We start from the raw sequence: 25538 nt of genomic DNA, 5'->3' as shown, positions 1-25538 counted from the left end.
AATGCCCTTTTGGAAGCAGTTTTTACTTTGCGTTGTCGTGATTATCGCCGGCTTTGCCGCGTGGGTATACTTTGTGCCCGAGGCGAGCGATGCGATGCGCAATGCCGGAATTCCTGACAACCTCGTCTCCAGGATTGCTCCCAAGACCGATGAAGCGGCCGATCAGGCGAAGGGCGGCGGCCAAGGTCAGGGCGGCCAGGGGCAAGGGCAGGGTCGTCGTAACGACGGCGAAGGCGGCGGTGGGCGCAATGCTTCCGTTCTCGTCGTCACCCAGGCCGTAGTACAGGGCGTCGTCAACGACCGGCTGAACGCGATCGGCACGGGCGACGCGATCCGCTCCGTCGCGGTCACGCCGCAGGCAACCGGCACGATCCGCGAAATTCTCATCAAGTCGGGCGATATGGTCAAGCAGGGTCAGGTTCTTGCCAAACTCGACAGCGAGGAGCAGGTCATTGCCCAGGGGCAAGCGCAGGTGGCGCTGAACAGCGCGCTCGAGAAATCCAGCCTCTACCACAACATCAAGTCCAGTGTGTCGCGCATGGACGTCTTCGATTCCGAGATCGCCGAGCAGAATGCGCGGCTGCAACTGCAGGCGGCCGATCTCAATCTCGCACGCCGCAATATCGTCGCGCCGATCGACGGTATCGTCGGCATCGTGCCGGTCAATATCGGCGACAACGTCACGACCTCGACGCCGATCGTGACGCTCGACGACCGCACTGAAATCCTCGTCGACTACTGGGTGCCGGAGCGTTTCGCCAATACGGTCTCCGTTGGCCAGGTGGTCGAGGCAACGTCCGTGGCGCGGCCGGGCAAGATCTTTTCAGGTGTGCTGGAAGCGGTCGACAACCGCGTCGACGCGGCAAGCCGCACGCTGCGCCTGCGGGGACGGATCGACAACAGCTCGGACGAGCTGCGCGCCGGCATGTCCTTTGCTGTCAGCATGAAGTTTGCCGGCGATAAATACCCAGCCGTCAACCCGCTCTCCGTGCAGTGGGATGCCCAGGGCTCTTTCGTCTGGCGGGTGACCGACGGCAGATCGCACAAGGTGCGGGTCACGGTCGTGCAGCGCAATCCGGATTATGTGCTGGTCAAGGCTGACCTTGATGATGGCGACCAGATCGTCACGCAGGGCCTGCAGCGCGTGCGCGAGAACGGCGCTGTGCGTGTGGCGACCGATATCGCCTCTAACGACAAGGTCGCCTCCCAATGAGCGTGACCGAGATCCACCAGGGCAAGCCGGAATCCAGCAAGGCGTCTTTCACCGCGCTGTTCGTGCGCCGCCCGATCCTGGCGCTGGTCTTCAACACGCTGATGGTGGTGGCCGGTCTTGCGGCCTATGTCGGCGTCGAAGTGCGCGAACTGCCCGATGTCGACCGGCCGGTGGTAACCGTGCGCACGACCTTCGACGGTGCTTCGCCGCAGACGATCGACCAGGAATTGACCAAGGTCATCGAAGGTGCCGTCGCCCGCGTCAGCGGCCTCAAATCCATCTCTTCCAGTTCCCAGTTCGGTCAGAGCCGCGTGACGCTGGAATTTTCCGACTCTATCGACCTGGCCGTTGCCGCCAATGACGTGCGTGACGCCATCGGCCGCATTGCCCAGAACCTGCCCGATGAGGCGGATGCGCCGCAGATCGTCAAAGCTGACTCGGATTCCTCGGCGATCATGCGCCTTGCGGTGACGTCGGATACGCTCAACATGGACGATCTGACATTGCTCGTCGAGAACGAGGTGGTCGATCGCCTGGCCTCTGTCGATGGCGTTGCCGATGTTGAGGAATACGGCGATCAGGAAAAGGTTTTCCGCGTCGACGTCGATCAGAGCGCGCTTGCAAGCCGCGGGCTGACTATTGGCGATCTCACCAAGGCTCTCGACAATGCCGCGCTCGATGTGCCAGCCGGTTCGCTGAAGAGCCCGATGCAGGATATCGTGGTGCGCGCCACCGCCAGCCTGCAGACGCCCGAAGACTTCCAGAACGTCATCCTGCAGCACAATGTGCGCCTCGGCGATGTTGCGACCGTGACGCTCGGACCGCGCGACGGCGAGACGGCGCTGCGTTCCAATGGCAAGCCGGGCATCGGTCTCGGCATCATCCGCCAGGCGCAGTCGAATACGCTGAATATTTCCACCGGCATTCACGCTGCCGTCGACCAGCTTTCCAAGACGCTGCCGAAGGGCACGACGATCGCAATCACCAGCGACGACGCCGTGTTCATCGAGGGCGCGATCCATGAAGTGGTGCTGGCGTTGCTGCTCTCGGCCGTGATCGTCACCGTCGTCATCTATCTCTTCCTGCGCGACTGGCGCGCGACGCTGATCCCGTCCGTCTCGATGCCGGTGGCGCTGATCGGCACGCTTGCCGCGATCTATATGGTCGGCTTCTCGATCAACATCCTGACGCTGCTTGCGATTGTGCTGGCGACCGGTCTCGTGGTCGACGACGCCATCGTCGTGCTCGAAAACATCGTGCGCCGACGCTCGGAAGGCATGGGGCCGCGCGCGGCGGCCGTGCTCGGCACGCGCGAGGTATTCTTCGCCGTCATCGCGACAACGGCCACACTTGCCGCCGTCTTCATTCCGCTCTCCTTCCTGCCGGGGCAGGTGGGTGGTCTTTTCCGCGAATTCGGTTTCGTGCTTGCCTTCTCGGTCGGCCTGTCGTCGATCGTGGCGCTGACGCTGTGTCCGATGCTCGCCTCGCGCATGCTGACCAAGCCGATGATCGAGGATCACGGGCTGCTCGGCCGCTTCGGCGAGGCCTTCGCCAGCATTTATAAATGGGCGCTGCATGCCTGCCTGGGCGCGCCTGTTGTCGTCATCGTCTTCTCGCTCATTTTCGGAGCTGCAGCCGTTGTTGCTTTCGGCACGGTCAAGAGCGAGCTGACGCCGGAGGAAGACCGCGCCATGGTGATGATGCGGCTGACGACGCCGCAGGGCTCCAGCCTCGAGTATACGCGCGACAAGCTTCAACTGGTGGAGGAATACCTTCAGCCGCTCGTTGACAGCGGCGATATCAGGAACGTCTTCTCGATCTCCGGCCAGGGTGGCTCTTCCAACAGCGGCTTCATGGTGCTGACGCTGGCGCCCTGGGGCGAGCGCCACCGCACGCAGGCCCAGATCGTGCGCGACATCAACCAGGCTGCGTCAAAGGTGCCAGCGCTGCGCGGCAATGCGATCTCGTCGAACAGCCTGCGCATCCGCGGCGCCGGCAGCGGTCTTCAGATGGCGCTGATCGGCAACGACCACGAGGCGCTAACGGCGGCTGCCGCCAAACTGGTGCAGCAACTCGACGCAAGCGGCCAATACGACACGCCGCGCCTGACCAACGAACCGTCGCAGGCGCAAGTCTCCGTCGCCATCGATCGCGAACGGGCCTCCGATCTCGGTATCGACATTACAGGGCTGTCGACCGCCATCCAGTCACTGCTCGAGGGACGATCGGTGGTCGACGTCTTCGTCGATGGTGAATCCTATCCGGTGCTTCTGACTTCGACGATGCGGCCGATCGACGATCCGACCGATCTCGAAAACGTCTTCCTGAAGACGGGCGAAGGCAAGATCGTGCCGATGTCGGTCATCGCTTCGCTGAAGGAAGGCTCGGTCGCCCCGCAGCTCAATCGCGAACAGCAGCTCGCGTCCGTAGCGATCACCGCCGGTCTCAAGGACGGCATGTCGCTCGGCGATGCTGTCAAGAACGTCACGCAGATGGCAGCACCGCTGTTGCCGCCCGGCGCGCGTCTGCTGCCGCTTGCCGAGGCCGCAACGCTCGAAGAGAATTCCAGCGGCATGGCGCTGACCTTCGGCTTTGCGATTGTCATCATTTTCCTGGTGCTGGCGGCCCAGTTCGAGAGCGTCCTGTCGTCGCTGATCATCATGTCGACGGTGCCGCTCGGCCTTGCCTGCGCCGTCTTTGCGCTCATCATCACCGGCTCCAGCCTCAACATCTACAGCCAGATCGGCCTTGTGCTGCTTGTCGGCGTCATGGCGAAGAACGGCATCCTGATCGTGGAATTCGCCAACCAGCTGCGTGACCGCGGCGAGGATGTGCGCTCGTCCATCGAAAAGGCCTGCGCGCTTCGCCTGCGTCCAGTCATGATGACGATGATCGCGACCATTCTTGGGGGCGTTCCCCTGGTCTTCGCCCATGGCGCGGGTGCGGAGGCGCGCGTGGCGCTCGGCTGGGTCATCGTCGGCGGGCTCGGCTTCGCAACGCTGGTGACGCTGTTCATCACTCCCGTCGCCTATCTGCTGATTGCCCGCTTCGCCAAGCCGCATGCCCATGAGGAAGCGCGCCTGCACGAGGAAATGACGCATGCGACGCGTCCGAAGCCGGATCCGGAAGAAAAGCTTCAGGCCGCCGAGTAAGAGGGCGAACAAGCCTTTTTCAATACTTTCGGAAACGCCCGCCGGACCTCTCCCGCGGGCGTTTTTATGGTGTACGAAAGCTTGTGAAATAAGATAAATTACTTCTGAACTTTAGCCGTTTTTTAAGCATAACCGGCAATGATTGCGATCAGTAACCGGTCGGTCTTCCCCAGTTTTTCCGAAGGCCATTGCGCTGCTTTTCGAGCGACGGCGGACATGAACGTCCGCGTGATTTCGGTACATCCTGTTCTGTTGCGTCCTGTTGTGTTTTGGAGTTCGTACCGTGAGTATTTATCAGCGCACCTCCGTGGATGCGGCGCTTCATGTGCTGCGTGATATCAATCGGAATATGACGGTGACGCAGAACCATGTCACGACAGGTCTGCGTGTCGAAAAATCCACAGATAATGCCGCCTACTGGTCAGTCGCGACGACGGTACGTCACGACAACAAGGCACTCTCCGCCATTCAGGATGCCCTCGGCATGGCGGCTGCCACCATGGGAACGGCATCTGCCGGCGTTGACAGCGTCATCGACGTCGTCACCGAGATCAAGGCAAAGCTTGTCGCCGCTACCGAGCAGGGCGTAGACAAGACCAAGGTCGGTGAAGAGCTGGAGCAGTTGAAAGCGCAGCTACGCAGCGTTTCCGAAGGCGCGGGCTTCAACAACGACAATTGGATCATTCTCGACAATACCACGACGCCGACGCAGCCGCGTCAGATCCCGTCCTCCTTCATCCGCAATTCTGACGGTTCGGTATCGGTCGGCATGCTGAGCTACCATATCGATATTCCGCCGGGCGGCGCGACCTCTTCCAAGGATGCGCGTTATGTGATCGATGACCGGGCAGGCGGCACCGGCGAATATGGCGTGCTGACCTCCGCCTTCTTCGCAACCGAACTCGGCACCGCGCAGACCTGGGTGCTGACCAAGAGCAAGAACGGCAATACGGCCGGCCAGGTGGAAATCGGCCTGACGGCGAATACCAGCAAACAGGACCTGAACGACATGATCAGCGTCGTCGACGCCGCGCTCGGACAGCTGACGACCGTCGGCTCGGCCTTCGGCGCATTGGAAAGGCGCATCAGCATTCAGGACGAATTCGCCAAGAACCTGTCCGACAACCTCACCTCAGGCATCGGCCGCCTCGTCGATGCCGATATGGAGGCAGAATCGAGCAAGCTCAGGGCACTTCAGACCCAGCAGCAGCTCGGCCTGCAATCGCTGAATATTGCCAACGCGTCCTACGACACGGTTCGTCAGCTTTTCCAGAACTTCTGATCTCGATTTTGTAGTACCGGCCGCCCGGCAAGCGATGCTCGCCGGGTGGTTTTCTTTGGCGTCAGGCGGCCTTGGCGGCCATCGTTGCCTTGGCCCACCAGACCAGCTCGTCGAGGGCGGCCTTTGCCGTCGGCAGCAGGTTCGCCTCGATCTCCTCGATCGGCTTGTTGCCGAAGGCCGGGTGAATCGACATGAAGTCGCCACCGCCGATATGCACGGCACTGCGGGTGGAGACCATATGAAGCTCGACGCCGATCCCACGCAGATGTTCGACCGCGCGCGTGGCACCCGTGCCGCCATAGCCGATCGCGGTGAACGGCTTGCGCATCCATTCCTTGTAGGCCTGGTCGAGCGCGTTCTTGAGAACGCCGGTGATCGAATGGTTGTATTCGGCGACGACGAAGATATAGCCGTCGAAACGCCCGATCGTTTCCTGCCAGCGCACCGCTTCCGGATTCTGGCTTGGCATCCAGAAGTTCGACGCCATTTCCTCGAAGAAGGGAAGTGGGTGATCGCGCAGATCGACCAGCTCGACGTCGAAGTCGTCACGTGCCTGAGCCTGTTTCAATATCCATTGTGCCGGGGCATCGGCGAAACGGGTGGGACGGGTAGAGCCGATAATAACGGCGATACGGGGCTTAGAATTCATGGTAACCTCCTGTATGCTGGTTTCTAACGGTAACCAAATTACGAATGGTTCGCGATGCCGCACAAGGAGGCACTTTATTGAAACCAGATAACCATCAGGAAACCGGCCCCTGCGAGGAGGACGCCGATGGCTGCCAGCAAGTTCGCGCCTGCGATCACATCAGCCGCATGCTGGCACGCATCAGCGACAAGTGGAGCCTGCTGGTGGTGCGCGTGCTGGGGCACGGGCCGCTGCGCTTCAACGCCTTGCGCCGCGAAGTGGGTGAGATCAGCCAGAAGGTGCTGGCATCGACGCTCAGGGAGCTCGAGGAGAACGGTTTCGTTTCCCGGACCGTCACGCATACGACACCTCCGCAGGTCGAATATGCGCTGACGGATCTCGGCCGGGAGTTCCTGGATCCGGTTCGGGGGCTCGCCGAGTGGGTCGTCGCAAACTCCGCACGCATGGACGAGGCGCGGGCGGCCTATGCCAGACGTCGCGGCCTCGACTGAAGTCCTGCGGTTTGCCAATAAAGCTGGTGATATCGGTGCGCGGCTGCAACAGGCCGATGTTTCCCATGGGGAATTTGGCTTATCAGATTGGTATCTTCATCTTGTTGCCGCATTCCCTAATATCTGCTCGCACCAGCTTCGAACGGAGAACCTCCTGTCCATGATCAAGAAATTCATCCTTCTGGCCGTTGCGGCGAGTTACCTCTCAGCTTGCACGACGACCGATCCCTATACTGGTGAGCAGAAGGTATCCAATACTGCCGGCGGTGCTGCCCTTGGCGCGCTCGGCGGTGCCCTCGTCGGTGTCGCCGTCGGCGGCGGCGGCCATGGCAAGCGCAACGCGGCGCTGATCGGTGCCGGCCTTGGCGCGCTCGCCGGTGGCGCAATCGGCAACTACATGGACCAGCAGGAAGCCGAGCTTCGTGCCCAGCTCGAAGGCACCGGCATTTCTGTCACCCGCCAGGGCGACAACATCATTCTCAACATGCCGTCGAACATCACCTTCGATGTCGACCAGGACGCGGTGAAGGCGGGCTTCTATCCGACGCTGAATTCGGTGGCGATCGTGCTGCGCAAGTTCAACCGCACCCTCATCGACATCAACGGTCATACGGACTCCACCGGCAGCCTGCAGCATAATCAGGACCTGTCGCAGCGCCGCGCGCTGTCCGTTGCCGATTATCTCGGCAGCCAGGGCATCGACCAGCGCCGCGTCTCGGCCGTCGGCTTCGGCCCGTCGCAGCCGGTCGCTTCCAACGCGACCGAAGCCGGTCGCGCCCAGAACCGCCGCGTTGAAATCCAGATCGCGCCGATCACCCAGAGCTGATCGGGTGCCTTCAGACGACAAAGAGGCCGGGGCATCGCCCGGCCTTTTTCGTTGCGCGCCCTCCGCCTCAATGCTGCATCGTGGCGCCCTTGGTGATCTTGTCGACGATTTTCTTGTCGGCTCTGAGCGCAATGCCGACAACCTTGGCATCATCGGGGGCATATTCGGCGAAGACGGCGCGGTTGGCCGCATCGTGGCCGGTTGCAAACATTTCCTCGATAAAGACGGATGAGGTCACGTCGCGCTCCAGCGCGCGGCGGTGGATGGTCGATATCGTCGTTTCGTCGGCCGACAAGACTATGATCGGCTGGATCGATAGGGGGTTATAGAGGTTGCCGGCGCGGTCCTTGTAGGGCTCGCCGATGATTTCGGGATATTGCCCGGCGATGCCCGTCGATAGGAAGGCTGTGACATTCAGCTTCTGCCAGCCGGCAAGATTGTTTCGCAGGACGATCGCAATTTTGGTATCAAACATTCCAGTGTCTTTCATCAGGGTATCGAAAACGCGTTGAGCCAGGATCTAACGCCGCAAGTCTTCGAGGGTCTTGAACGTTTGTGCGAGCCGCAGGTGGGCAGCGGCATGTTGTCCGCGCCTGTCGGCAGCGGCATCCTGACGGCGCCGGCCTTTCCAGGTATCGAGCGTATCGAGGCGCAGTTCTCCGGCAATATGTTCGAGCCACACCGGCACGATACCTATGCGCTCGGTGTCACCCTGCACGGCGTGCAGACGTTCACCTATCGCGGCGAACGGCGCTTCAGCCTGCCGGGGCAGGTGATCGTGTTGCACCCGGACGAGGAGCACGACGGCGGGGCGGGAACCGCAGACGGACTGCATTACCGCATGCTCTACATGGAGCCGGCGCTGTTGATGGAATGCCTGGAGGCGGAGAAGATCGGTCTTCCCTTCGTCGACCAGCCTGTGATCGCCGATGGTGCGCTAGCGCAGGTGCTGCTTGCCGCACTCGGCGAACTCGACCGGGAACTGGACGAACTTTTCGTCGATGATTTCGTGAGCCGCGTGGCGGGTGGCCTGTCGCGGCATTCGCAGGTGCGCCGCCGGGCTCTGGGCGCGGTTGCCTGGAGGCAGGTGCGGGCGGCTCGCGATTATCTGGAGGCGCATGCGCTGAGGCCGGTGCGCTCCGGCGAACTGGAGAACATTACCGGCCTCGACCGTTTCACCCTGTCACGGCATTTCCGCACGGCCTTTGCCACCAGCCCGCACCGCTACATGCTGATGCGGCGGCTGCAGCAGGCAAAGGCGCGGATGGGCGAAGGCGAAAGTTTTGCCGATGTGGCCGCCGCCACGGGCTTTGCCGACCAGGCGCATTTCATCCGGCATTTCAAGAAGGCCTATGGCGTGACGCCGGGGCGGTGGGCCGGACTGCATCGTGCCCATGCGGCAAAGGCCGGCAATGGCATCCTGGCGTAGTCCTCTTCCGGAAGAAGATCTGAGAAATGCAGCCACCACCGATCTGACGTGATCAGATGACATCCGTATTTATCCAGAAAACGGCATTATCATATGCATTGCGCATGCCTTCAGCAAGAAAGCCAGATTCGATAACTTGCCCGGGTCCAAGCTATCGGCGTCCGCCGAATGCTCTCCTCAGTATGACGCCTGGCTAAGCAGCCGGCGGTCTGTGAAAGGTCAAGGCACATTATGTCTGCAAACGATAAGCCACTCATCGCAATTGCCGGTGCCACCAGCAAACAGGGTCGTAGCGTCGCATCAACGCTCCTTCGCAGCGGACGTTTCCGCGTACGCGCCCTGACCCGGAAAAAGGATTCACCCGAGGCTTTAAATCTGGAGCAACTTGGAGCCGAGATTGTATCCGTCCCTCTCCAGCTTGGCTTCCAGAAGGATGTCGTTGCTGCCTTCGAAGGGGCGGACGGGGCATTTCTGATGACGCCGCCCATCATTCCGCCGGAGACAACAGAGGCTCCGATCGGCCGCCAACTTGCGGATGCGGCGGTCGAGGCAGGCGTCGGACATATTGTCTTTAGCACGCTTGAGAATGTCGATGCCATCTCCGGCGGGACGAAGTTTGCTCCGCACTTCACCGACAAAGCGCGCGTTGCGGACCATATTCGCGGTCTGCCGATCTCTCATTCCTTCGTCATCCTGGCATTCTTCTACACGAATCTTCTCGAATATTATCTGCCGCGCATGGAGGGTGACACGCTGCTGTTGCCGATCTATCTTCCCGAGGATTTTCGAGCACCTTTTGTCGATCCGCTCACGGCGACCGGGCCGGCCGTGCTCGAAATTTTCTCAAATCCCGAGCGCTACAACGGGAGAACGCTGCCGATCGTCGGCGATGTCATCTCTCCGCGCGAGATGGTCGAAACCTTCCGAGAGGTAACCGGCCTCAAGGCGGAATATCGAAATGCTTTCACCAAGGGTGGCCTGCTGCAGTATTTTCCGGAGTTCGCCGCCAACGAGCTTTTCGTGCAAGAACTGCTGGGGATGGTCGAGTATGCCGTTCAGTATGGTTATTTCGGAAAGGAGCATGATCTGGAGTGGAGCCGTCGCCTGAATCCCGACACGCTCGACTGGAAGCAATATCTTCGCACCACGGGTTGGCGCGGCGACAAGCGATCTTTCGGGCTCTAGCGCAGTTTTAGGCAAAGCGCGAAGCGGTTTTCCCGGGAATTACATAAAAACAAACACTTAGAGCGGCGCTTCCGTGAAAGCTGAGCCGCTCTAAGTTACGATGACCGGATCCCCGGGAGTTTGGGAATCTCGGCGACAAGAAAGTCGGTGAGAAGGCGAACGCGGGCGATGGCAGAGCGCTCTGGCACGATGAGCAGGCTCAGCGGAACCGGCGACGGGCGATAGTCTTCGAGCACGACCTCGAGGCGACCGTTATCCAGGAGATCGTGGACTAGCCAAAGGTGAGCGGGACCCATGCCGCGTCCTGCAGCCAAGGCTTCGCGCGCCGCAAGCCCGTGATCGACGCGCAGCTTCCCGTTGACTGGAACCGTAAAATTCCCGCCATGGCGGGAGGAGAGAGCGATCTGATCGCTCCCGGCCACATTGGACATTATGACGGTTTCGTATCGCGAGAGATCGTCCGGGCGCTCCGGCCGCCCGTGAACGGAGAAATAGGCCGGAGCGCCGACCAGCAGCCGGTGGCTTTTTCCGAGCGCATGAAGCTTCATGGAACTGTCAGTGAGAGGTCCAAGTCGGAGCGCCAGGTCAACGCCTTCGCGAACCAGGTCGATGCGTTCGTCGGTCAAGTTGAGATCGACGCTGATATCAGGATGCCGGTCCTGAAATTCGAAGATGAGGCGGGTGATGTGCATCACGCCAAGCGCTGCGGTACACGAAAGCCTGACAGCGCCTGCGGCCGCCCGACGTGCATTCCTGGCTTCCTCGGCAGCCTGCTCGACCAGGCGCAATACCTGAAGGCAGTTGGCATAATAGCGACTGCCTTCGTCGGTAAGCGTCACGCGACGCGTGGTTCGGTTGAGGAGAGGCACACCGACTGCATCCTCGAGTTCGTTGAGATGCCGCGTCACCGTGGATTGACCGACGCCGAGTTCTCTTGCCACCATAGACAGGTTGCCTCGCTCGGCGACGCGAACAAATGTGCGCATTCTGTCGAGAGACAGCCCGGTATTATCCATTTTTCAGCACAATGACATTCATTAGGTCAGTATAAGGGATAAACGAGCTTGCGGCTAGCCAAGCATGGCCAGAACGGCAGGGACTCTTGGGGGCGCATGTAGATGATTTCCCGATTTAGATGGAATTTTGCGAGGCTTGGCTGGGACTTCAGCGATTTTTGCGCGGCAAGCACCAATAAAAACATGCCGTATACGCCTGATCCCCAAGCAAGGCGGGTGATGCCGGGCTCCTTTGAACGCCGCGATGTTGTGTTATTCGCGCATCATTCTCCATAAAGTAGAAAAGATCCGGTTGGCAAAATCAAATTTGTCCGGTACAGAAACTCTACCGCTGCAGATCAATCAAAGGAGGCGTTGCATGGCATCAACATTCATCGAAGTCCTCCCGTCCGGAATGATCCGACACTAGGTCATTCCAATTCGCGGCCCGCCAGGGAAACGCGACATGCGGTTTTAATTTCGTTCACAGCTCGACCGATCTGCCGGGACCAGTTCGTCTCCCGCTCCGACTGTGCTCTTCAACTCTCGATTTTGGGGCCGGCTGCCGAAACACGGCGTCGGACTGGTTAAAATGGCTCGCAAGAAGCTCGATTTCCGTGCCGATGCGTATCGCAACGTCCTCGGCTTTGTTTTTCGTCAATGGACTCATCGCCCCGCATTGGTGGGCACTATTGTCCTGCTCGTTATTGCCAGCACGCTGGCCGAAGTTCTCGTGCCGGTGTTTTCCGGTGAGATCGTCGACACGATTGCCAGCGGCAATGCGGCTGGCGGTGCTATCCGCGCCTTCGCTGTGGTCGTGGCCCTTGGCCTGACCAGCGTTGTATTGCGCTGGTTCATCTTCGACGGGATCATCCGGCTGACGTTGCGCATTATGGCCGATGTCGCCAATAACGGCTTCCATAGGGTGCAGCGGTTCTCGACGGATTGGCATGCCAATAGTTTCGCCGGCTCGACGGTCCGCAAGATCACCCGCGGCATGTGGGCGCTCGACGCGCTCAACGACCTGCTGCTGATCGCTCTGCTGCCGTCGATCGTCATGCTGGTCGGCGCCAGTATCGTGCTCGGCACCTATTGGCCGATCATGGGGCTGATCGTGGCTGCGGGATCGCTTGCTTATATCGGCGTGACCGTCGCACTTTCGATGGGTTTCGTGTCGCCTGCGGCAAAGCTTGCCAATGCCTGGGATACCAAGCTCGGCGGCGCGTTGGCGGATGCCATCAGCTGCAACTCGGTGGTCAAGGCCTTTGGTGCCGAAAGGCGCGAAGAGGAACGCCTGCGCCATGTGCTTGCCAAATGGGACAACCGCACGCGGCGGACGTGGAAGCGCGGGACGCTGAACGGCACGATCCAGGGCTTCATGATGGTCTCCATGCAGGCCGGCATTCTCGGCACCGGCCTTGTCATGTGGCAGCAGGGGTTGGCGACAGCAGGCGACATCACCTTCGTGCTGGCGATGTTCTTCGTCCTGCAGGGTTATCTGCGCTCGGTCGGGCAAGACATTCGAAACCTGCAGCGTGCCGTCAACGACATGGAAGAACTTGTCCTGCTCGACAAGACGCCGCTCGGCATCGAGGACAAGCCGAACGCGAAGGCGATCGCGATCGGCGAAGGTGAAATCGTGTTCGATCGCGTCACCTTCCAGTATGGCGCGCATCCGACCCCGCTCTATGAGGATTTCTCGGTCACCATCAAACCGGGGGAACGGGTCGGATTGGTCGGCCATTCCGGCTCGGGCAAGACCACTTTCGTCAAGCTCATCCAGCGCCTCTATGACGTCAACTCGGGGTCGATCCGGATTGACGGACAGGATATCGCCGAGGTCACGCAATCGAGCCTGCGTGGCCAGATCGCCATCGTGCAGCAGGAGCCCATCCTGTTTCACCGCACTCTGGCCGAAAACATCGCCTATGGTCGCCCGAACGCGTCCAGGCGCGAGATCGAGAATGCGGCAAAACAGGCGAGCGCCCATCGTTTCATCATGGACCTGCCGAAGGGCTACGAGACGATGGTGGGCGAGCGCGGTGTCAAGCTGTCGGGCGGCGAGCGTCAGCGTGTCGCCATCGCGCGCGCCTTTCTCGCCGATGCACCCGTGCTGATCCTGGACGAGGCGACATCGAGCCTCGACAGCGAGAGCGAAGTGCAGATCCAGCAGGCCATGGAGCGCCTGATGGATGGCCGCACGACGCTTGTCATCGCGCACCGCCTTTCGACGGTGCGGGCGTTGGATCGACTGCTGGTGTTCGACAGGGGGATGATCGTCGAAGAAGGCGACCATCAAGCGCTCATCCGGCTGAACAACGGCATCTATCGCCGGCTGTTCGAGCGGCAGGCGCTCGAACTTACCAAGGGTCTGGTGGCATGAGCCGAAGAGCCGGCGCGCTGGGGCGCCGGTTCTTCGTCTCCGCTCGCTCGACTTGGATTTTGTTGGGCAAGCGGGGCTTTGTGGCTGAGAGGTGTAGTCCTCAGGCAGGGTTCGTGGCGGCGAATATGCGATCATAGGTTCCGTCGCGCTCGGCTAGCCGAGACGAGTTCCAACTTCGTCGTGCGAGCGATGCCTTAGGCGGAACTTTCCGCAAGTCCCGAGCGGCGGGCGATGAAGCGGGCGAGCGCCGGGCCGATCAGCAAAATTATCAGGAAGCGGCCGGTCTGCATGGCCATGACGAAGGGCACGTCGACATCGCTTGACGCGGCGATGATGGCGACGGAATCGGCGCCGCCGGGGCTGGTGGCAAGATAGGCGGTCAGCGGGTCGATGCCGGCGAATTTGTGGAGTGCCACCGCCATGCAGCCGCAGAGCGCCATCAGGATGATGATGGAGGCGGAGACGCGGGGCAGGGCGCGGGCGGCATGTTTGAGGATCGACCGGGTGAAGCGAAGGCCGATGCTCCAGCCGATCAGCGCGTAGCTGAGCGCCAGGATCCAGGTCGGCAATTCGATCTTCAACAGGCCGAAGCCTTGCAGCACCGCGCCGGCAAACAGCGGCACCACAATGTTGCCGCCCTGGATGCGGAAGCGGAAGACGGCGTAGCAGCAGAGGGCGGCGAAGGCGATGGTCATGGTGAAGGCCGGCCAGTCGACCGCCGGGAAGAAGATGACCGGCGGCGGCGCCTCACCATCGGCGGCGACCCAGAGGCGGGAGATGACAGAGGCGCCGACGGCGACGAAGACGACGCGCAGATATTGCATGAAGGCGACGAGGCGGGCATCGGCGCCGTAGGCTTCCGACATGATGACCATGGCCGAGGCGCCGCCGGGCGTCGAGCCCCAGACAGCCGTCGTGCCGGGCAGAACCTGCCAGCGCGTGAGCAGCCAGCCGAGGCCGGCGGCAATGGCGATGACCGAGACGATGAAAACGAAGAAGAGCGGCGCGTCCTTGGCCATGGTGCCCAGGATGTCAGGCGTGATGTTGCGCGCCATCAGGAGGCCGACCAGCACCTGGCCGAACTGTAGCGGCCAGTAGGGGATGCGCAACTGCCCCTTGCCGACGGTGAGCGCCAGCCCGATCGCCGCGACCATCGGGCCGATCAGCAGCGAGGCGGGCAGGGCGAAGAGTTCGAGGAACAGGACAAGAATGGCGGACAAGGCAAGCAGCAATGCCCATTTGGGCAGGCTCGCTTTCTGCGGGAAGCTGCTTGCGTCCAAAATTGTGATCCTCGAACTTTTGACCGGAGCGAGCCCGTAGGCGAAGATGGGAAGAGGCTCCGGCAGCATGAAGAGGCCGGCTGAGGGCCGGCAAGCGCAGACCCCGTATAGGCTCGGGGCAGCCAAAGGGTCAATTGCGGAATCTGGCCCTTGTGCCCCTAAAGGCGGATGTGTTTGGCAAGGAAATCAAGGAGGGTGCGAACACGGGCCGGCAGTGGCCCGCCCTGACCGATATAGACTGCGTAGAACTCTTCGACATCACCGGGATTGAGCTTTTCCAGCACAGGGACGAGGCGGCCGGCGGCGATATCGGCGCGCACGGTGAACTCCGTCATGCGCGCAAGGCCGGCGCCTGAGAGCGCCAGATAACGCATGGCCTCACCATCGCCGACCTGCAGGCCTGATGTGAGCGGAAGGGAGATCGTTTCACCGCCATGGAGGATCGGCCAGCCCTCCAGTGCGCGGCCATAGGAAAAGCCAATGCGGCAGTGATCGTGCAGATCGGTGGCTGAGCGTGGTTCGCCGCGTTGTTTCAGATAGTCGGGCGAGGCGACGATGATCTTTCTGGCAGCGCCGAGCTTGCGGGCAATCAGGCTCGATGTCTTCAGCGGGCCGGCGCGGATCGCCACATCGGCGCGCTCTTCCAGGAGGTCGACGACCTTGTCGGTATGGGTGATATCCAGCGTGACGCCGGGATGCTCGGCCATGAAAGCGGGGACGAGCGGCGCCAGGACATGATTGCCGAAAGAGCCGCTGGTGTTGATGCTGATGCGTCCGGCCGCCTGTTCTCCTGCCGAGGCAAAACGTTCGGCCTCCGAGATGTTGGCGAGGATTGCCACGCTGCGCTCATAGAAGGCGCAGCCTTCCGGTGTCAGCTGCAGCTTGCGCGTCGAGCGGTTGACGAGGCGGGTGCCGAGCCGGTTTTCCAGCCGGGCGACCAGCTTGCTAACGGCCGACGGCGTCATGCGGCGCGCCAATGCAGCAGCGGAGAAGCCGCCGCGCTCGACGACGCTGACGAAGACTTCCATTTCACCGGATCGATTGATGTCCTGACGGCTCATGATGAATTCAAATCACAAATGATATGCTCTGAGGCAATCTATATCACAGTGCTGGCCGGGTCTATCTCTTCAGAAAACAGGAGATTGGATCATGGAATACAGAAATCTCGGCGCATCGGGGCTGAGGGTGCCGGTGCTGAGCTTCGGGGCCGGCACGTTCGGTGGCAGCGGACCGCTCTTCGGCGCCTGGGGCACGACAGATGCCGAGGAAGCGCGGCGGATGGTGGATATCTGCCTGGAGGCGGGCGTGACGCTGTTCGATACGGCGGACGTTTATTCGGCTGGCGCGTCAGAGGAGGTGCTGGGACAGGCGATTTCCGGCCGGCGCGATGCGGTGCTGATCTCGACCAAGATGGCGCTGCCGATGGGCGAGCGACCTGATGATTGGGGCACTTCGCGGTCACGGCTGATCCGCGCGACCGAGGATGCGCTGCGGCGGCTCGGCACCGACTATATAGACCTCTTGCAGCTTCACGCCTTCGACGCCTCGACGCCGATGGAGGAAGTGCTTTCGGCGCTCGATGGGTTGGTTGCCGGGGGCAAGGTGCGTTATGTCGGCGTTTCCAATTTCTCTGGCTGGCAGTTGATGAAAGCGCTCGGTATTTCCGAGCGATACGGCTACCCGCGCCATGTCGCCCATCAGGTCTATTATTCGCTCGCCGGGCGGGATTACGAATGGGAGCTGATGCCGCTTGCCGCCGACCAGCAGGTGGGGGCGCTCGTCTGGAGCCCCCTTGCCTGGGGCCGGCTGACCGGCAAGATCCGCCGCGGTGTGGCCCTGCCGGAGGGAAGCCGTCTGCACCAGACCGCTGAATATGGCCCACCCGTCGATGACGAGAAGCTTTTCAACATCGTCGACGTGCTGGACGAGATTGCCGTCGAGACCGGTAGGACGGTGCCGCAGATCGCCATCAACTGGCTGATCGGCCGGCCGACGGTCTCAAGCGTCATCATCGGCGCGCGCAATGAGGAACAACTCAGGCAAAATCTCGGATCCGTCGGCTGGAGCCTGACGGCGGAGCAGATAAGGCGGCTGGATGCGGTCAGTGCCGTGACGCCGCCTTATCCCTATTTTCCTTACTATCGGCAGGAGGGTTTTGCCCGGCTCAACCCGCCCGCTGTCCCTGCAATAAAGATGGGATGAAATCTTCCCTAATCTTGGCTGGACAGCCGCTTTGACTTGCCTCATACCCGGCCTGCTACAGATCCTGTAGCAGGCTGTGGAATGTAGGGAGATCAAGGGCATGGCGCTGCGCGACGCAAAGGTCGGGATGCGAAACGAGGCGGGCATCGAGACCGTCACCGGTATTCTGAAGCAGCGCTTCGGAGAGCGCTTCCAGACCGGCCAGGCTTTTCGCGCCCAGCATGCACATACGACCACCTATATTCCCGCTCAGTTGCCCGACGGAGTGTTCTTTGCCGAGACGGCTGACGATGTGAAGGCCGCTGTGCGGGTCTGTGCCGATCACAAAGTGCCGGTCATCGGCTTCGGTACCGGCTCTTCGCTTGAGGGCCAAGTCAACGCGCCGAATGGCGGGATTTCCATTGATTTCAGCCGGATGAACCGGGTGCTCGAGGTCAATCCTGAGGATCTCGACTGCACGGTCGAGCCCGGCATCACCCGCGAGGCGTTGAATATCCATCTGCGCGATACCGGCCTGTTCTTCCCGATCGATCCCGGCGCCAATGCCTCGATCGGCGGCATGACCTCGACGCGGGCTTCCGGCACCAATGCCGTGCGTTACGGCACGATGAAGGACAATGTGCTTGCGGTGACTGCCGTCACCGCATCAGGCGAGGAAATCCGCACCGCGCGCCGCGCCCGCAAGTCTTCGGCCGGCTACGACCTGACACGGCTCTTCGTGGGCGCTGAGGGTACGCTCGGCATCCTGACCTCGGTGACGCTGCGCCTGCACGGCATTCCGCAGAAGATCGCCGGCGGTGTGTGCGCGTTCCCGAGCGTGAAGGCGGCCTGCGATGCTGTCATCATGACGATCCAGATGGGCATTCCGGTGGCACGCATCGAACTCGTCGATGCGCTGCAGATGCGCGCCAGCATTGCCTATGCCGGCCTTCCCTATGAGGAGAGCCCGGCGCTTTTCCTCGAATTCCATGGCACGGATGAAACGGTGGCGTTGCAATCAGCCGCCTTTGCCGAGATCGCGGCCGAATGCGGCGGCGGCGAATTCAAGTGGGCGGCAAGCCCGGAGGAGCGCACGAAGCTCTGGAAGGCGCGCCATGACGCCTATTGGTCGGTGCGCGCGCTCGCACCCGGCCTTGCCGTACTTTCGACCGATGTTTGTGTTCCGATATCGCGGCTTGCGGATTGCGTTGCCGAAACGCAGGCCGATATCGAGGCAAATGGTTTGCTGGCGCCGATCGTCGGCCACGCAGGCGACGGGAACTTCCATGTGCAGCTTTTGTTCGATGACAAGAGTGCCGCGGGGATTGCCACGGCCGAGGAGTTCGTGGCCCGGCTGAATGCGCGGGCGCTGGCAATGGACGGAACATGCACCGGCGAACATGGGATCGGTCAGGGGAAGATGGCATTTCTGGAGCAGGAGCTCGGAGGCACGGTGGATCTGATGCGTCAGATCAAACGCTCGCTCGATCCCGACAATATCCTCAATCCCGGCAAGATTTTTCATCTGGGCTGAAAATGGAACAATCTCATGATCTTGGCCCTTGCCCCCGGCATGAATAGCGCTAGTGTCGGCAACAGAATCCCGAATGGAGAATCCCTGACTTGGTAGGCCGGTTCCTCGTCTTTCTAGGAGGAGTGATCGTCGTAGTGCTCTTTGTAGCGCTGCTGGCACCGCTGTTCATCGACTGGACGGATTTCCGGATGAATTTCGAGGATCAGGCAAGCCGCATCATCGGCAAGAAGGTGACGGTCCACGGCACCGTCGACGCACGGCTTCTGCCGTTTCCGTCCGTGACGCTGCATGACGTGCGCGTCGGCCAGGAGGAGGACGGCAAGCCGGTCGTGCAGGTCGAGCAATTCTCCATGGATGCCGAGCTTGCGCCTTTCCTTTCCGGCGAAGCGCTAATCTTCGACATGCGCGTGATCAACCCCAAGGTGCGACTGCGGCTTCTGAAGGATGGATCGCTGGACTGGATGCGCGGCAGCCAGCCGGAAATTCCGGCCAAGACCGTCGTTCTGGAAAATGTGCACGTCAATGGCGGTGAGATTGAGTTCGTCGACGACCAGTCCGGCCGTTCGCGGCATGTGACGGGGCTCAATGCCGAGATGTCGGCGAAGTCGCTCGCCGGTCCATGGCGCATCGAGGGCGACGGCACGCTCGATGGCGAGCATGGCAGCTTTTCGATCTCCAGCAATCAGCCGGACGAGAACGGCGTGCTGCGCGCACGCACCCGGCTTGCACCTGACAAACATCCGGTTACCATCGATCTCGACGGCGAGCTGAAGCTGGTCGACAGCCGGCCGAACTATCAGGGCACGCTGTCTGCGGCGATTGAAAACCGCGAGGGCAAGACTGAAAAGGGAGAGGCGCCGCCGCCGCGCCTCAAGGGCCGTTTCGAGCTCACCAACGACCGCATCCGCATTCCCGAATACCGCATGGAAGTCGGCTCGACCGATGACCCCTATGTGATCACGGGGGAGGCGACACTGGACACCGGCACGGCGCCGGAATTTCTGCTGACCGCCGATGGCCAGCAGATCGACGTCAACCGTATCGGCAACCAGGGGGCCGCTGGCAAGACCAACCGCGATCCGGCGGTTTCGGCGCGCCAGAGGCTGAATTCGCTGATCGAAATCATCGGCCAGGTGCCGATCCCGCAGGTGCCCGGCAAGGCGACCGTGCGCCTGCCTGCCATCGTTGCCGGCGATACGACGATCCGCGATGTGGCATTGGAACTGCGGCCCGCCGGCAATGGCTGGATGATCGACAATGCCGTCGGCACGCTGCCAGGCCGCACGCAGGTGGAAGGCAAGGGCAAGCTGACGCTCATTGGCGATCCGTCCTTCAACGGCCAGATGGTCGTCGCCTCCAACCAGCCGACCGGACTTGCCTCCTGGCTGTCTGGATCGGTCGATCCGGCGATCCGCCAGCTCCGGCAGGCCGGTTTCTCCGCCAATGTCAGCCTGACGCATGATCTGCAGCGTTTCGAGAACCTGGAGATCGCTATCGGTGCTGCGACGCTGAAAGGACGGCTGGAGCGGCAGGCGACCGAGGGCCAGACACCGTCGCTTTCCGTCGCACTGAATGGCGATGCGCTCGATCTCGATGCGCTGCGCGCCCTGACCGGTCTCTTTACCGGGCAGGATGCCGGTGACAACGTGCTTGACCACAAGATTGCTGCACAGCTCAAGGCGGACAAGTTCACGGCCTTCGGCGTGCAGGCCGACAATGTCGAGACGACCTTTACGCTTGCTGACGGGGCGCTTTCCGTCGACCATCTGTCGATCAAGAACCTTGCGGGTGCCGAACTGACGGCGACGGGCAAGGCGGAGGGATCGCTGCTCGACTACAAGGGTACCGGCGAGATCACCTTCAAGGCCGCCGATCCCGGCTCTTTCTTCGCCATGCTGCGCGAACACCTGCCGCATCACCCTGTGATGGACCGGCTGGTGCGCAATGCCGCTTGGTATGGCAATACGGCGCTGCGCGGCGCGGTGACGCTTGGCGGCGATGACGACAATGCGCTGGCGGTGACGCTGGCTGGCGTTTCGAACGGTAGCCGCGTCAATCTCGATTACCGCATGTCCGACCTTCTGGCGCTGACCGGCAACGGTACGACGGCGCTGGAGGCGACGCTCGACAACGCTGTTCCGTCGATCCTCTTCGGCCAGGCGGGTCTCGATCCACTGCCGGTCGATGCCGGCGCCAACGGCCGCATGACGCTGAAAGTAACGGCGGCGGGCAACGATCCGGCGGATGCCGCGCTGACCTTCGCCACAGACCGGACTTCGTTCACGGCGAACGGCAAGGTCGATGTGCGGCCCGACACTTTCATGAACGGCAATGTCGCCTTGTCGCTCGAAAGTGCGGATCTCGACCCGTATCTCGTCATGAACGGCATCGCGCTGCCTGAGCTCGGCACCGGGCTGCCCTTCAAGATGCAGACCAATGCGACCATCGATGCCGACAAGGTGGTGTTGGCCGATCTCAACGGGCACGCGGCCGACAATGAATTCACGGGCGCACTGACTTTCGACCGCAAGGCGGCAAAGACTGCGGCGAGTGGTTCGCTTGCGCTCTCCAAGGCTGATCTCGGCTGGCTCGGAGAGGCGGTGTTCGGGCAGATCAACGATCCGTCCAATGGCCAGCTGACGACGGCAGCACTCGGCCAGCCGCTTTTCCGCGATCTCGACGTCAATCTGAAGCTCAGCGCCAAGCAGTTCTGGCCGGGGCTTTTCAATACTGCTGTCAATGATTTCACCTCCGATGTTGCCTACAAGGGCGACGAGATGCAGCTCAACAACATGGCCGGCAATTGGGACGGCGGCGCGCTTTCGGGCAATATGCTCTTTACCAATGCCAATGGTACGGGTTTCCTGCAGTCGCGGCTGACGCTTGCCGATTCCGATCTAGGCGGTGTCGTCTGGTCGCGCGACGGCGCGCCTGTCGCCAACGGCAAGTTCGGCATGTCGCTGTCGCTCGAAGCTTCGGGCAAGACGGTTGCGGACATTGCGAGCTCGCTGAACGGCTCGGGCGAAATCCGGCTCGGCGAGACGAGCGTTCGCGGGCTGAACCTCGCGATCCTGGCGCCGCTACTGGCCGCCACCGATCCGATGCAGGATCAGATCAATGCCGGCAAGATACATCCGATTGTCGAGACGCTGCTGAACAATGGCGAGGCGAAGCTGCCGCCGCTCGGCATTCCCTTCAACGTGACGGACGGCACGCTGCGGGTCCAGAATGTCAGCGTCGCCAACGATCTCGCGCATCTGACAGCCGATGCGCAGATCGAGCTGCCGCAGGAGCGTATCAGCGCGACGCTTGGCATCAACCTCAATCCGGGCGCGGAGGCACTGTCGGGAGCGGAGCCGGGCATCCGGCTGAACTTCTCCGGCCTGCTCGCTTCACCGGGCAAGACGATGGATGTGACCGATATCACCAGCTTTCTCTCGCTGCGCGCCTTCGAACGCGAGCGGCGGCGTGTCGAGCGGCTGCAGACCAATGTCCTGGAAAAGCAGCGGCTGCGGCGCGAAGTGGCGCTCTATCGCTTCAATGATGCCCAGCGCGTTGCGGCTGCCGAAATCGAGCGGCAGCGAAAGGCCGAGGAAGAGCGGCTGCGGGCGCTCGCACAGCAGGCGGCTGAGCGCAAGGCCGAAGCCGAGGCGAAGGCTGCCGCCGAAGCGAAGGCCAAGGCGGAAGCGGAGGCACAAGCGAGGGCTGCTGCAGAGGCCGAGGCTGCGCGCCGTTCTGTGCCTCAGCCCGGGCAACTCAATTTCGACCAGGTGCCGGGCGTCCAGGCACAATAATTCCGGCGAGCAAAAAGGCCGGCCTAACAGGGTTGCTCAAGCTCCTGCGGCGCCGTTTTTCAACCAGCACAGGACATGAAGGCGCAGTGCCGAGGAGAGATTGCTCTCAGCCGACCTGTTATCGTCTATTTCCGATATCAACGCTGCAAGCGGCATGGAACGACTTGCTGCGATTGTCTTCAGTTCCATCCAGAATTCATCTTCCAACGAGAAGCTTGTGCGATGCCCATGCAGTGTCGCCGAATGTTTACGGATCATCGAGCTAACCATGTCTCATTGAGAAAGCGATTCACTTGGGAACCGCAACTGCTTGATCACGCATGCTTTTATGTCGGCGCGATCAAGTCTTGTCTTTTTCGAGCCTGCCCTGATCGAGCGCCTTTTCGGCTTTCTCGTTGAGGGCCTTGGTCAATTGCTTCTCGGCCTTGGTGCGCCCATGGGACACACGGTTCTGCTCAGCCCGCACTTCCTTTTCGGAACGGGCCTGCTTCTTGCGGAACTGGCGCAGATTGACGATTTCGGCGCTCATTCGGTTCTCTCCATGAAAAAAGGGAGGCTTTCGGCCTCCCTTTGACATCATTGCTTCTTGCGGAAAGAGTCGAGTGAAACGACGGAGCCTGGTTTTTTTTCTTCGCCGTCGGCGGGCTTTGCGGCCGCATCATCGGTCTTGGCCGCGTCAACGGGATAGGCGGTGATTTCGGCTGCCGGCAACTCCTCACCGTCACTCAGCGGCACGTCGAATTCCAGCTCGAAATTGACCGAGGGATCGTAGAAGCCTCTGATGGCGTTGAAGGGGATGACGAGCTTTTCCGGCACGTCGGAAAACGACAGGCCAATCTCGAAATGGGATTCGGTGATTTTCAGTTCCCAGAACTGGTGCTGGATGACGATCGTCATCTGCTCGGGATATTTGGACTTCAGGTGCTGCGAGATGCGCACGCCGGGGGCGCCGGTCAGAAACGTGATGAAGAAGTGATGGTCGCCGGGCAGTCGGCCCGTCGTTGCGACTTCAGTCAAGACCTTGCGGATGACGCCGCGCAACGCGTCCTGTGCCAGAATGTCGTAGCGGATGTGATCCTGCCCCATGCTTTTCCTGTCTTTCGTCGGTTTCGAAGTCTTTTCACGAACTTGTATGGCACGAACAGGCGCTTTGGGAAAGGCGCAAGCCGATTCATGCTTTCATCAAGCATACATGATTTCGTCGAAAAAGGGGAGAAGGTGAAGGCTTCTGTTGCCAGGTGCCTTCGGACCCCGCCTTACGGGGCTAACCGTAAGGACTTAGAGCGGAATTCCCGCACCGCCGTTAGGCAGCGAGAGCGTATTCCTTAGCGTTGTTGTCGTTTGCAACTACACTTGTGACCCGATAACGGCGGTATCATGCCGAGCGAAAAGTCGATCTTTACACCCTTGTCGATCCTATTTCGCCCCCATCAAAAGCAGGCGCTTGTCCAAAAGGATATCCGCCTGTTTTTGGTGGAGGCGCCGGGTACCGCCCCCGGGTCCAATAGGTTTATTCCACCGCCCGTTTATCGCCATAGCCGGCCCGAAAGCCGGCACGGGTGATATAGTGTTTTTGTGATCGCAATGGAAGGGGACGTGTCATAAAAGCATCGTCCTCATCAGCGTTTTTGCTTGGATAATCGGCAAGGCGCATTGGTTTGCGGCCGCTTTGCCCTTAAATTAGGTGCAAAAGGAATCAGTGGCGACCATGAAGCAATATCTCGACCTCTTGAGCCATGTGATGGAAAACGGCACCGACCGGGGCGACCGCACGGGTACCGGCACGCGTTCGGTCTTCGGCTATCAGATGCGCTTCGATCTCGATGCCGGCTTTCCGGTGCTGACGACGAAGAAACTGCATCTGCGCTCGATCATCTATGAACTGCTGTGGTTCCTCAAGGGTGAGACCAATATCCGCTTCCTGCGTGAAAACGGCGTCAGCATCTGGGACGAATGGGCCGACGAGAACGGCGATCTCGGCCCGGTCTACGGCGCTCAGTGGCGCTCCTGGCCGGCACCGGATGGCGGGCATATCGACCAGATCGACAATCTCGTAAAAGGCCTCGTCAAGAACCCCAATTCGCGCCGCCACATCGTCTCCGCCTGGAACCCGGCTGAGGTCGATGACATGGCGCTGCCGCCCTGCCATTGCCTGTTCCAGTTCTATGTGGCCGATGGAAGGCTTTCCTGCCAGCTCTATCAGCGCTCGGCCGATATCTTCCTCGGCGTCCCCTTCAATATCGCTTCCTATGCGCTGCTGACGATGATGGTGGCGCAGGTGACCGGGCTGAAATATGGCGAGTTTGTCCACACGCTCGGTGATACACATCTCTACCACAATCATTTCGAACAGGCGAAGCTGCAGCTGGCGCGCCAGCCGAAGCCGCTGCCGCGCATGCTGATCAAGCGCGATGTGAAGGATATCTTCAGCTTCGTCTACGAGGATTTCGAACTCGTCGGCTACGATGCCGATGCCAATATCAAGGCGCCGATCGCCGTCTGAAGCGTGTCGCGATCTTTCAGATCGCTTGCCACGCTTTAGGCTCTTGTTTCGCATTTCGTGATCGCAAAACCGCTGCACATTTTTGCGCGACATGCTCTAAGCCGGGAAGGCCGATGTCCGATATCCGCAAAACCATCTTCGTTGCCGTCGCGCGCAACGGCATCATTGGCCGCGACGGCGATATGCCCTGGCGGCTTTCGACAGACCTCAAGCGCTTCAAGGCGATGACGGTGGGCAAGCCTGTCGTCGTCGGCCGTAAGACCTTCGAGAGCTTCGGCGGCAAGCCGCTGCCGGGTCGCCAGCATGTGGTGATCTCGCGCGGTGCCGCGATCGATCTTCCCGACGTGCATATGGCCCGCTCGCTCGACGAGGCGATTGAAATGGCCGAGGCGCTTGCCCGCAAGCAGGGTGAGAACGAGATCTCCATCCTGGGCGGCGGGCAGATCTACGCACAGGCGATGGCGTTCGTCGACCGTATGTGCGTGACGCATGTGGAGGCCGACGTAGAGGGCGACACATCCTTTCCGGACATCGATCCCGCGATCTGGGTGGCGACGGAGAGCCTTGATGTTCCCTCGGGGGAAAGGGATACCTATCCCACGCGTTTCGTCGTTTATAAACGTCGAGATGCCTGAAAA

21 protein-coding genes and 1 other RNA gene are annotated in these 25538 nt (G+C 61.2%); 13 read left to right on the top strand and 9 right to left on the bottom strand.

Going from position 1 to position 25538, the window contains the following annotated elements; genetic code table 11:
- The first annotated feature begins 1 nt into the window (after position 1).
- The 3 genes from ACK9YZ_RS13505 (at position 2) to ACK9YZ_RS13495 (ending at position 5647) form a co-directional block, all read left to right on the top strand.
- Positions 2 to 1213 carry an efflux RND transporter periplasmic adaptor subunit gene (locus tag ACK9YZ_RS13505; RefSeq protein ID WP_416064167.1) on the top strand — a complete coding sequence of 404 codons (1212 nt, stop codon included), beginning with the start codon at positions 2 to 4 and terminating at the stop codon, positions 1211 to 1213.
- Positions 1210 to 4365, top strand: coding sequence for an efflux RND transporter permease subunit (locus ACK9YZ_RS13500; RefSeq protein WP_416064166.1), 3156 nt, complete (start codon positions 1210 to 1212; stop codon positions 4363 to 4365). Before ACK9YZ_RS13505 ends, ACK9YZ_RS13500 begins: the two co-directional genes overlap by 4 nt.
- A gap of 283 nt (positions 4366 to 4648) precedes the next feature.
- Complete coding sequence (locus tag ACK9YZ_RS13495) at positions 4649 to 5647, top strand: flagellin (RefSeq protein WP_216755175.1); 999 nt, start codon at positions 4649 to 4651, stop codon at positions 5645 to 5647.
- 61 nt (positions 5648 to 5708) lie between these two features.
- On the opposite strand, the gene ACK9YZ_RS13490 is transcribed toward ACK9YZ_RS13495, so the two are convergent.
- Positions 5709 to 6296 carry an NADPH-dependent FMN reductase gene (locus ACK9YZ_RS13490; protein WP_113204759.1) on the bottom strand — a complete coding sequence of 196 codons (588 nt, stop codon included), beginning with the start codon at positions 6294 to 6296 and terminating at the stop codon, positions 5709 to 5711.
- Positions 6297 to 6373: 77 nt separating this feature from the next.
- Here ACK9YZ_RS13490 and ACK9YZ_RS13485 point away from each other — a divergent pair, with 77 nt between their 5' ends.
- The gene (locus tag ACK9YZ_RS13485; RefSeq protein WP_416064165.1) at positions 6374 to 6787 is read left to right on the top strand and encodes a winged helix-turn-helix transcriptional regulator; all 414 of its coding nucleotides are present in this window, start codon (positions 6374 to 6376) and stop codon (positions 6785 to 6787) included.
- Between the two features lie 160 nt (positions 6788 to 6947).
- Positions 6948 to 7613 (top strand): OmpA family protein, encoded by a 666-nt coding sequence (locus tag ACK9YZ_RS13480; protein ID WP_216755173.1) that lies wholly within the window; start codon positions 6948 to 6950, stop codon positions 7611 to 7613.
- Positions 7614 to 7680: 67 nt separating this feature from the next.
- Here the strand turns inward: ACK9YZ_RS13480 and ACK9YZ_RS13475 are convergent, their stop codons facing one another.
- Positions 7681 to 8088: a DUF2000 family protein gene (locus tag ACK9YZ_RS13475; protein WP_416064164.1), complete on the bottom strand. Its 408-nt coding sequence runs from the start codon at positions 8086 to 8088 to the stop codon at positions 7681 to 7683.
- Positions 8089 to 8121: 33 nt separating this feature from the next.
- Here ACK9YZ_RS13475 and ACK9YZ_RS13470 point away from each other — a divergent pair, with 33 nt between their 5' ends.
- Entirely contained in the window at positions 8122 to 9042 is a 921-nt protein-coding gene (locus ACK9YZ_RS13470; protein ID WP_416064163.1) for an AraC family transcriptional regulator, read from the top strand.
- 231 nt (positions 9043 to 9273) lie between these two features.
- Positions 9274 to 10227 (top strand): NmrA/HSCARG family protein, encoded by a 954-nt coding sequence (locus tag ACK9YZ_RS13465; protein ID WP_216755170.1) that lies wholly within the window; start codon positions 9274 to 9276, stop codon positions 10225 to 10227.
- A gap of 95 nt (positions 10228 to 10322) precedes the next feature.
- Here ACK9YZ_RS13465 and ACK9YZ_RS13460 read toward each other — a convergent pair whose 3' ends face one another.
- A complete protein-coding gene (locus ACK9YZ_RS13460; RefSeq protein ID WP_416064162.1) occupies positions 10323 to 11243 on the bottom strand; it encodes a LysR family transcriptional regulator in 921 nt (306 codons plus the stop codon).
- Positions 11244 to 11814: 571 nt separating this feature from the next.
- Between ACK9YZ_RS13460 and ACK9YZ_RS13455 the strand changes: the two genes are divergently transcribed.
- A complete protein-coding gene (locus tag ACK9YZ_RS13455; protein WP_416064161.1) occupies positions 11815 to 13605 on the top strand; it encodes an ABC transporter ATP-binding protein in 1791 nt (596 codons plus the stop codon).
- Between the two features lie 194 nt (positions 13606 to 13799).
- Here the strand turns inward: ACK9YZ_RS13455 and ACK9YZ_RS13450 are convergent, their stop codons facing one another.
- Complete coding sequence (locus ACK9YZ_RS13450; RefSeq protein WP_416066738.1) at positions 13800 to 14894, bottom strand: AbrB family transcriptional regulator; 1095 nt, start codon at positions 14892 to 14894, stop codon at positions 13800 to 13802.
- A 149-nt stretch (positions 14895 to 15043) separates the two neighbouring features.
- A complete protein-coding gene (locus ACK9YZ_RS13445; RefSeq protein WP_416064160.1) occupies positions 15044 to 15946 on the bottom strand; it encodes a LysR family transcriptional regulator in 903 nt (300 codons plus the stop codon).
- A 91-nt stretch (positions 15947 to 16037) separates the two neighbouring features.
- On the opposite strand from ACK9YZ_RS13445, the gene ACK9YZ_RS13440 reads away from it, so the two are divergent.
- The 3 genes from ACK9YZ_RS13440 to ACK9YZ_RS13430 all read left to right on the top strand — a co-directional run bounded on the left by ACK9YZ_RS13440 (position 16038) and on the right by ACK9YZ_RS13430 (position 22397).
- Positions 16038 to 17090 carry an aldo/keto reductase gene (locus ACK9YZ_RS13440; RefSeq protein ID WP_216755166.1) on the top strand — a complete coding sequence of 351 codons (1053 nt, stop codon included), beginning with the start codon at positions 16038 to 16040 and terminating at the stop codon, positions 17088 to 17090.
- 100 nt (positions 17091 to 17190) lie between these two features.
- A complete protein-coding gene (locus ACK9YZ_RS13435; RefSeq protein ID WP_416064159.1) occupies positions 17191 to 18603 on the top strand; it encodes an FAD-binding oxidoreductase in 1413 nt (470 codons plus the stop codon).
- A gap of 89 nt (positions 18604 to 18692) precedes the next feature.
- A complete protein-coding gene (locus tag ACK9YZ_RS13430) occupies positions 18693 to 22397 on the top strand; it encodes an AsmA family protein (protein WP_216755164.1) in 3705 nt (1234 codons plus the stop codon).
- 36 nt (positions 22398 to 22433) lie between these two features.
- Here the strand turns inward: ACK9YZ_RS13430 and ACK9YZ_RS13425 are convergent, their stop codons facing one another.
- From ACK9YZ_RS13425 to ssrA, 4 genes are all read right to left on the bottom strand, one after another.
- Positions 22434 to 22655, bottom strand: coding sequence for a ribbon-helix-helix domain-containing protein (locus tag ACK9YZ_RS13425; protein WP_416064158.1), 222 nt, complete (start codon positions 22653 to 22655; stop codon positions 22434 to 22436).
- Positions 22656 to 22737: 82 nt separating this feature from the next.
- Positions 22738 to 22926 (bottom strand): DUF4169 family protein, encoded by a 189-nt coding sequence (locus tag ACK9YZ_RS13420; RefSeq protein WP_216755162.1) that lies wholly within the window; start codon positions 22924 to 22926, stop codon positions 22738 to 22740.
- A 47-nt stretch (positions 22927 to 22973) separates the two neighbouring features.
- Positions 22974 to 23483 (bottom strand): SspB family protein, encoded by a 510-nt coding sequence (locus ACK9YZ_RS13415; protein ID WP_216755161.1) that lies wholly within the window; start codon positions 23481 to 23483, stop codon positions 22974 to 22976.
- A 131-nt stretch (positions 23484 to 23614) separates the two neighbouring features.
- Positions 23615 to 23991, bottom strand: a transfer-messenger RNA (tmRNA) gene (gene ssrA / locus ACK9YZ_RS13410).
- Positions 23992 to 24105: 114 nt separating this feature from the next.
- On the opposite strand from ssrA, the gene ACK9YZ_RS13405 reads away from it, so the two are divergent.
- Positions 24106 to 24900: a thymidylate synthase gene (locus ACK9YZ_RS13405; protein WP_216758901.1), complete on the top strand. Its 795-nt coding sequence runs from the start codon at positions 24106 to 24108 to the stop codon at positions 24898 to 24900.
- A gap of 113 nt (positions 24901 to 25013) precedes the next feature.
- Complete coding sequence (locus ACK9YZ_RS13400) at positions 25014 to 25535, top strand: dihydrofolate reductase (protein WP_416064157.1); 522 nt, start codon at positions 25014 to 25016, stop codon at positions 25533 to 25535.
- Positions 25536 to 25538 lie beyond the last annotated feature (3 nt).

This window comes from Rhizobium sp. ZK1, from assembly GCF_047782645.1.
Classification (GTDB): domain Bacteria; phylum Pseudomonadota; class Alphaproteobacteria; order Rhizobiales; family Rhizobiaceae; genus Rhizobium.
This window is presented reverse-complemented; position numbering and strand designations above follow the sequence as displayed.

Bases quoted from the DNA above. Each gene is read 5' to 3' on its own strand.
- ACK9YZ_RS13420 (WP_216755162.1), bottom strand. From the start codon at position 22,926: ATGAGCGCCGAAATCGTCAATCTGCGCCAGTTCCGCAAGAAGCAGGCC.
- ACK9YZ_RS13505 (WP_416064167.1), top strand. From the start codon at position 2: ATGCCCTTTTGGAAGCAGTTTTTACTTTGCGTTGTCGTGATTATCGCC.
- ACK9YZ_RS13435 (WP_416064159.1), top strand. From the start codon at position 17,191: ATGGCGCTGCGCGACGCAAAGGTCGGGATGCGAAACGAGGCGGGCATC.
- ACK9YZ_RS13475 (WP_416064164.1), bottom strand. From the start codon at position 8,088: ATGTTTGATACCAAAATTGCGATCGTCCTGCGAAACAATCTTGCCGGC.
- ACK9YZ_RS13400 (WP_416064157.1), top strand. From the start codon at position 25,014: ATGTCCGATATCCGCAAAACCATCTTCGTTGCCGTCGCGCGCAACGGC.
- ACK9YZ_RS13440 (WP_216755166.1), top strand. From the start codon at position 16,038: ATGGAATACAGAAATCTCGGCGCATCGGGGCTGAGGGTGCCGGTGCTG.
- ACK9YZ_RS13480 (WP_216755173.1), top strand. From the start codon at position 6,948: ATGATCAAGAAATTCATCCTTCTGGCCGTTGCGGCGAGTTACCTCTCA.
- ACK9YZ_RS13490 (WP_113204759.1), bottom strand. From the start codon at position 6,296: ATGAATTCTAAGCCCCGTATCGCCGTTATTATCGGCTCTACCCGTCCC.
- ACK9YZ_RS13500 (WP_416064166.1), top strand. From the start codon at position 1,210: ATGAGCGTGACCGAGATCCACCAGGGCAAGCCGGAATCCAGCAAGGCG.
- ACK9YZ_RS13415 (WP_216755161.1), bottom strand. From the start codon at position 23,483: ATGGGGCAGGATCACATCCGCTACGACATTCTGGCACAGGACGCGTTG.
- ACK9YZ_RS13455 (WP_416064161.1), top strand. From the start codon at position 11,815: ATGGCTCGCAAGAAGCTCGATTTCCGTGCCGATGCGTATCGCAACGTC.
- ACK9YZ_RS13460 (WP_416064162.1), bottom strand. From the start codon at position 11,243: ATGGATAATACCGGGCTGTCTCTCGACAGAATGCGCACATTTGTTCGC.
- ACK9YZ_RS13465 (WP_216755170.1), top strand. From the start codon at position 9,274: ATGTCTGCAAACGATAAGCCACTCATCGCAATTGCCGGTGCCACCAGC.
- ACK9YZ_RS13445 (WP_416064160.1), bottom strand. From the start codon at position 15,946: ATGAGCCGTCAGGACATCAATCGATCCGGTGAAATGGAAGTCTTCGTC.
- ACK9YZ_RS13425 (WP_416064158.1), bottom strand. From the start codon at position 22,655: ATGATCCGTAAACATTCGGCGACACTGCATGGGCATCGCACAAGCTTC.
- ACK9YZ_RS13405 (WP_216758901.1), top strand. From the start codon at position 24,106: ATGAAGCAATATCTCGACCTCTTGAGCCATGTGATGGAAAACGGCACC.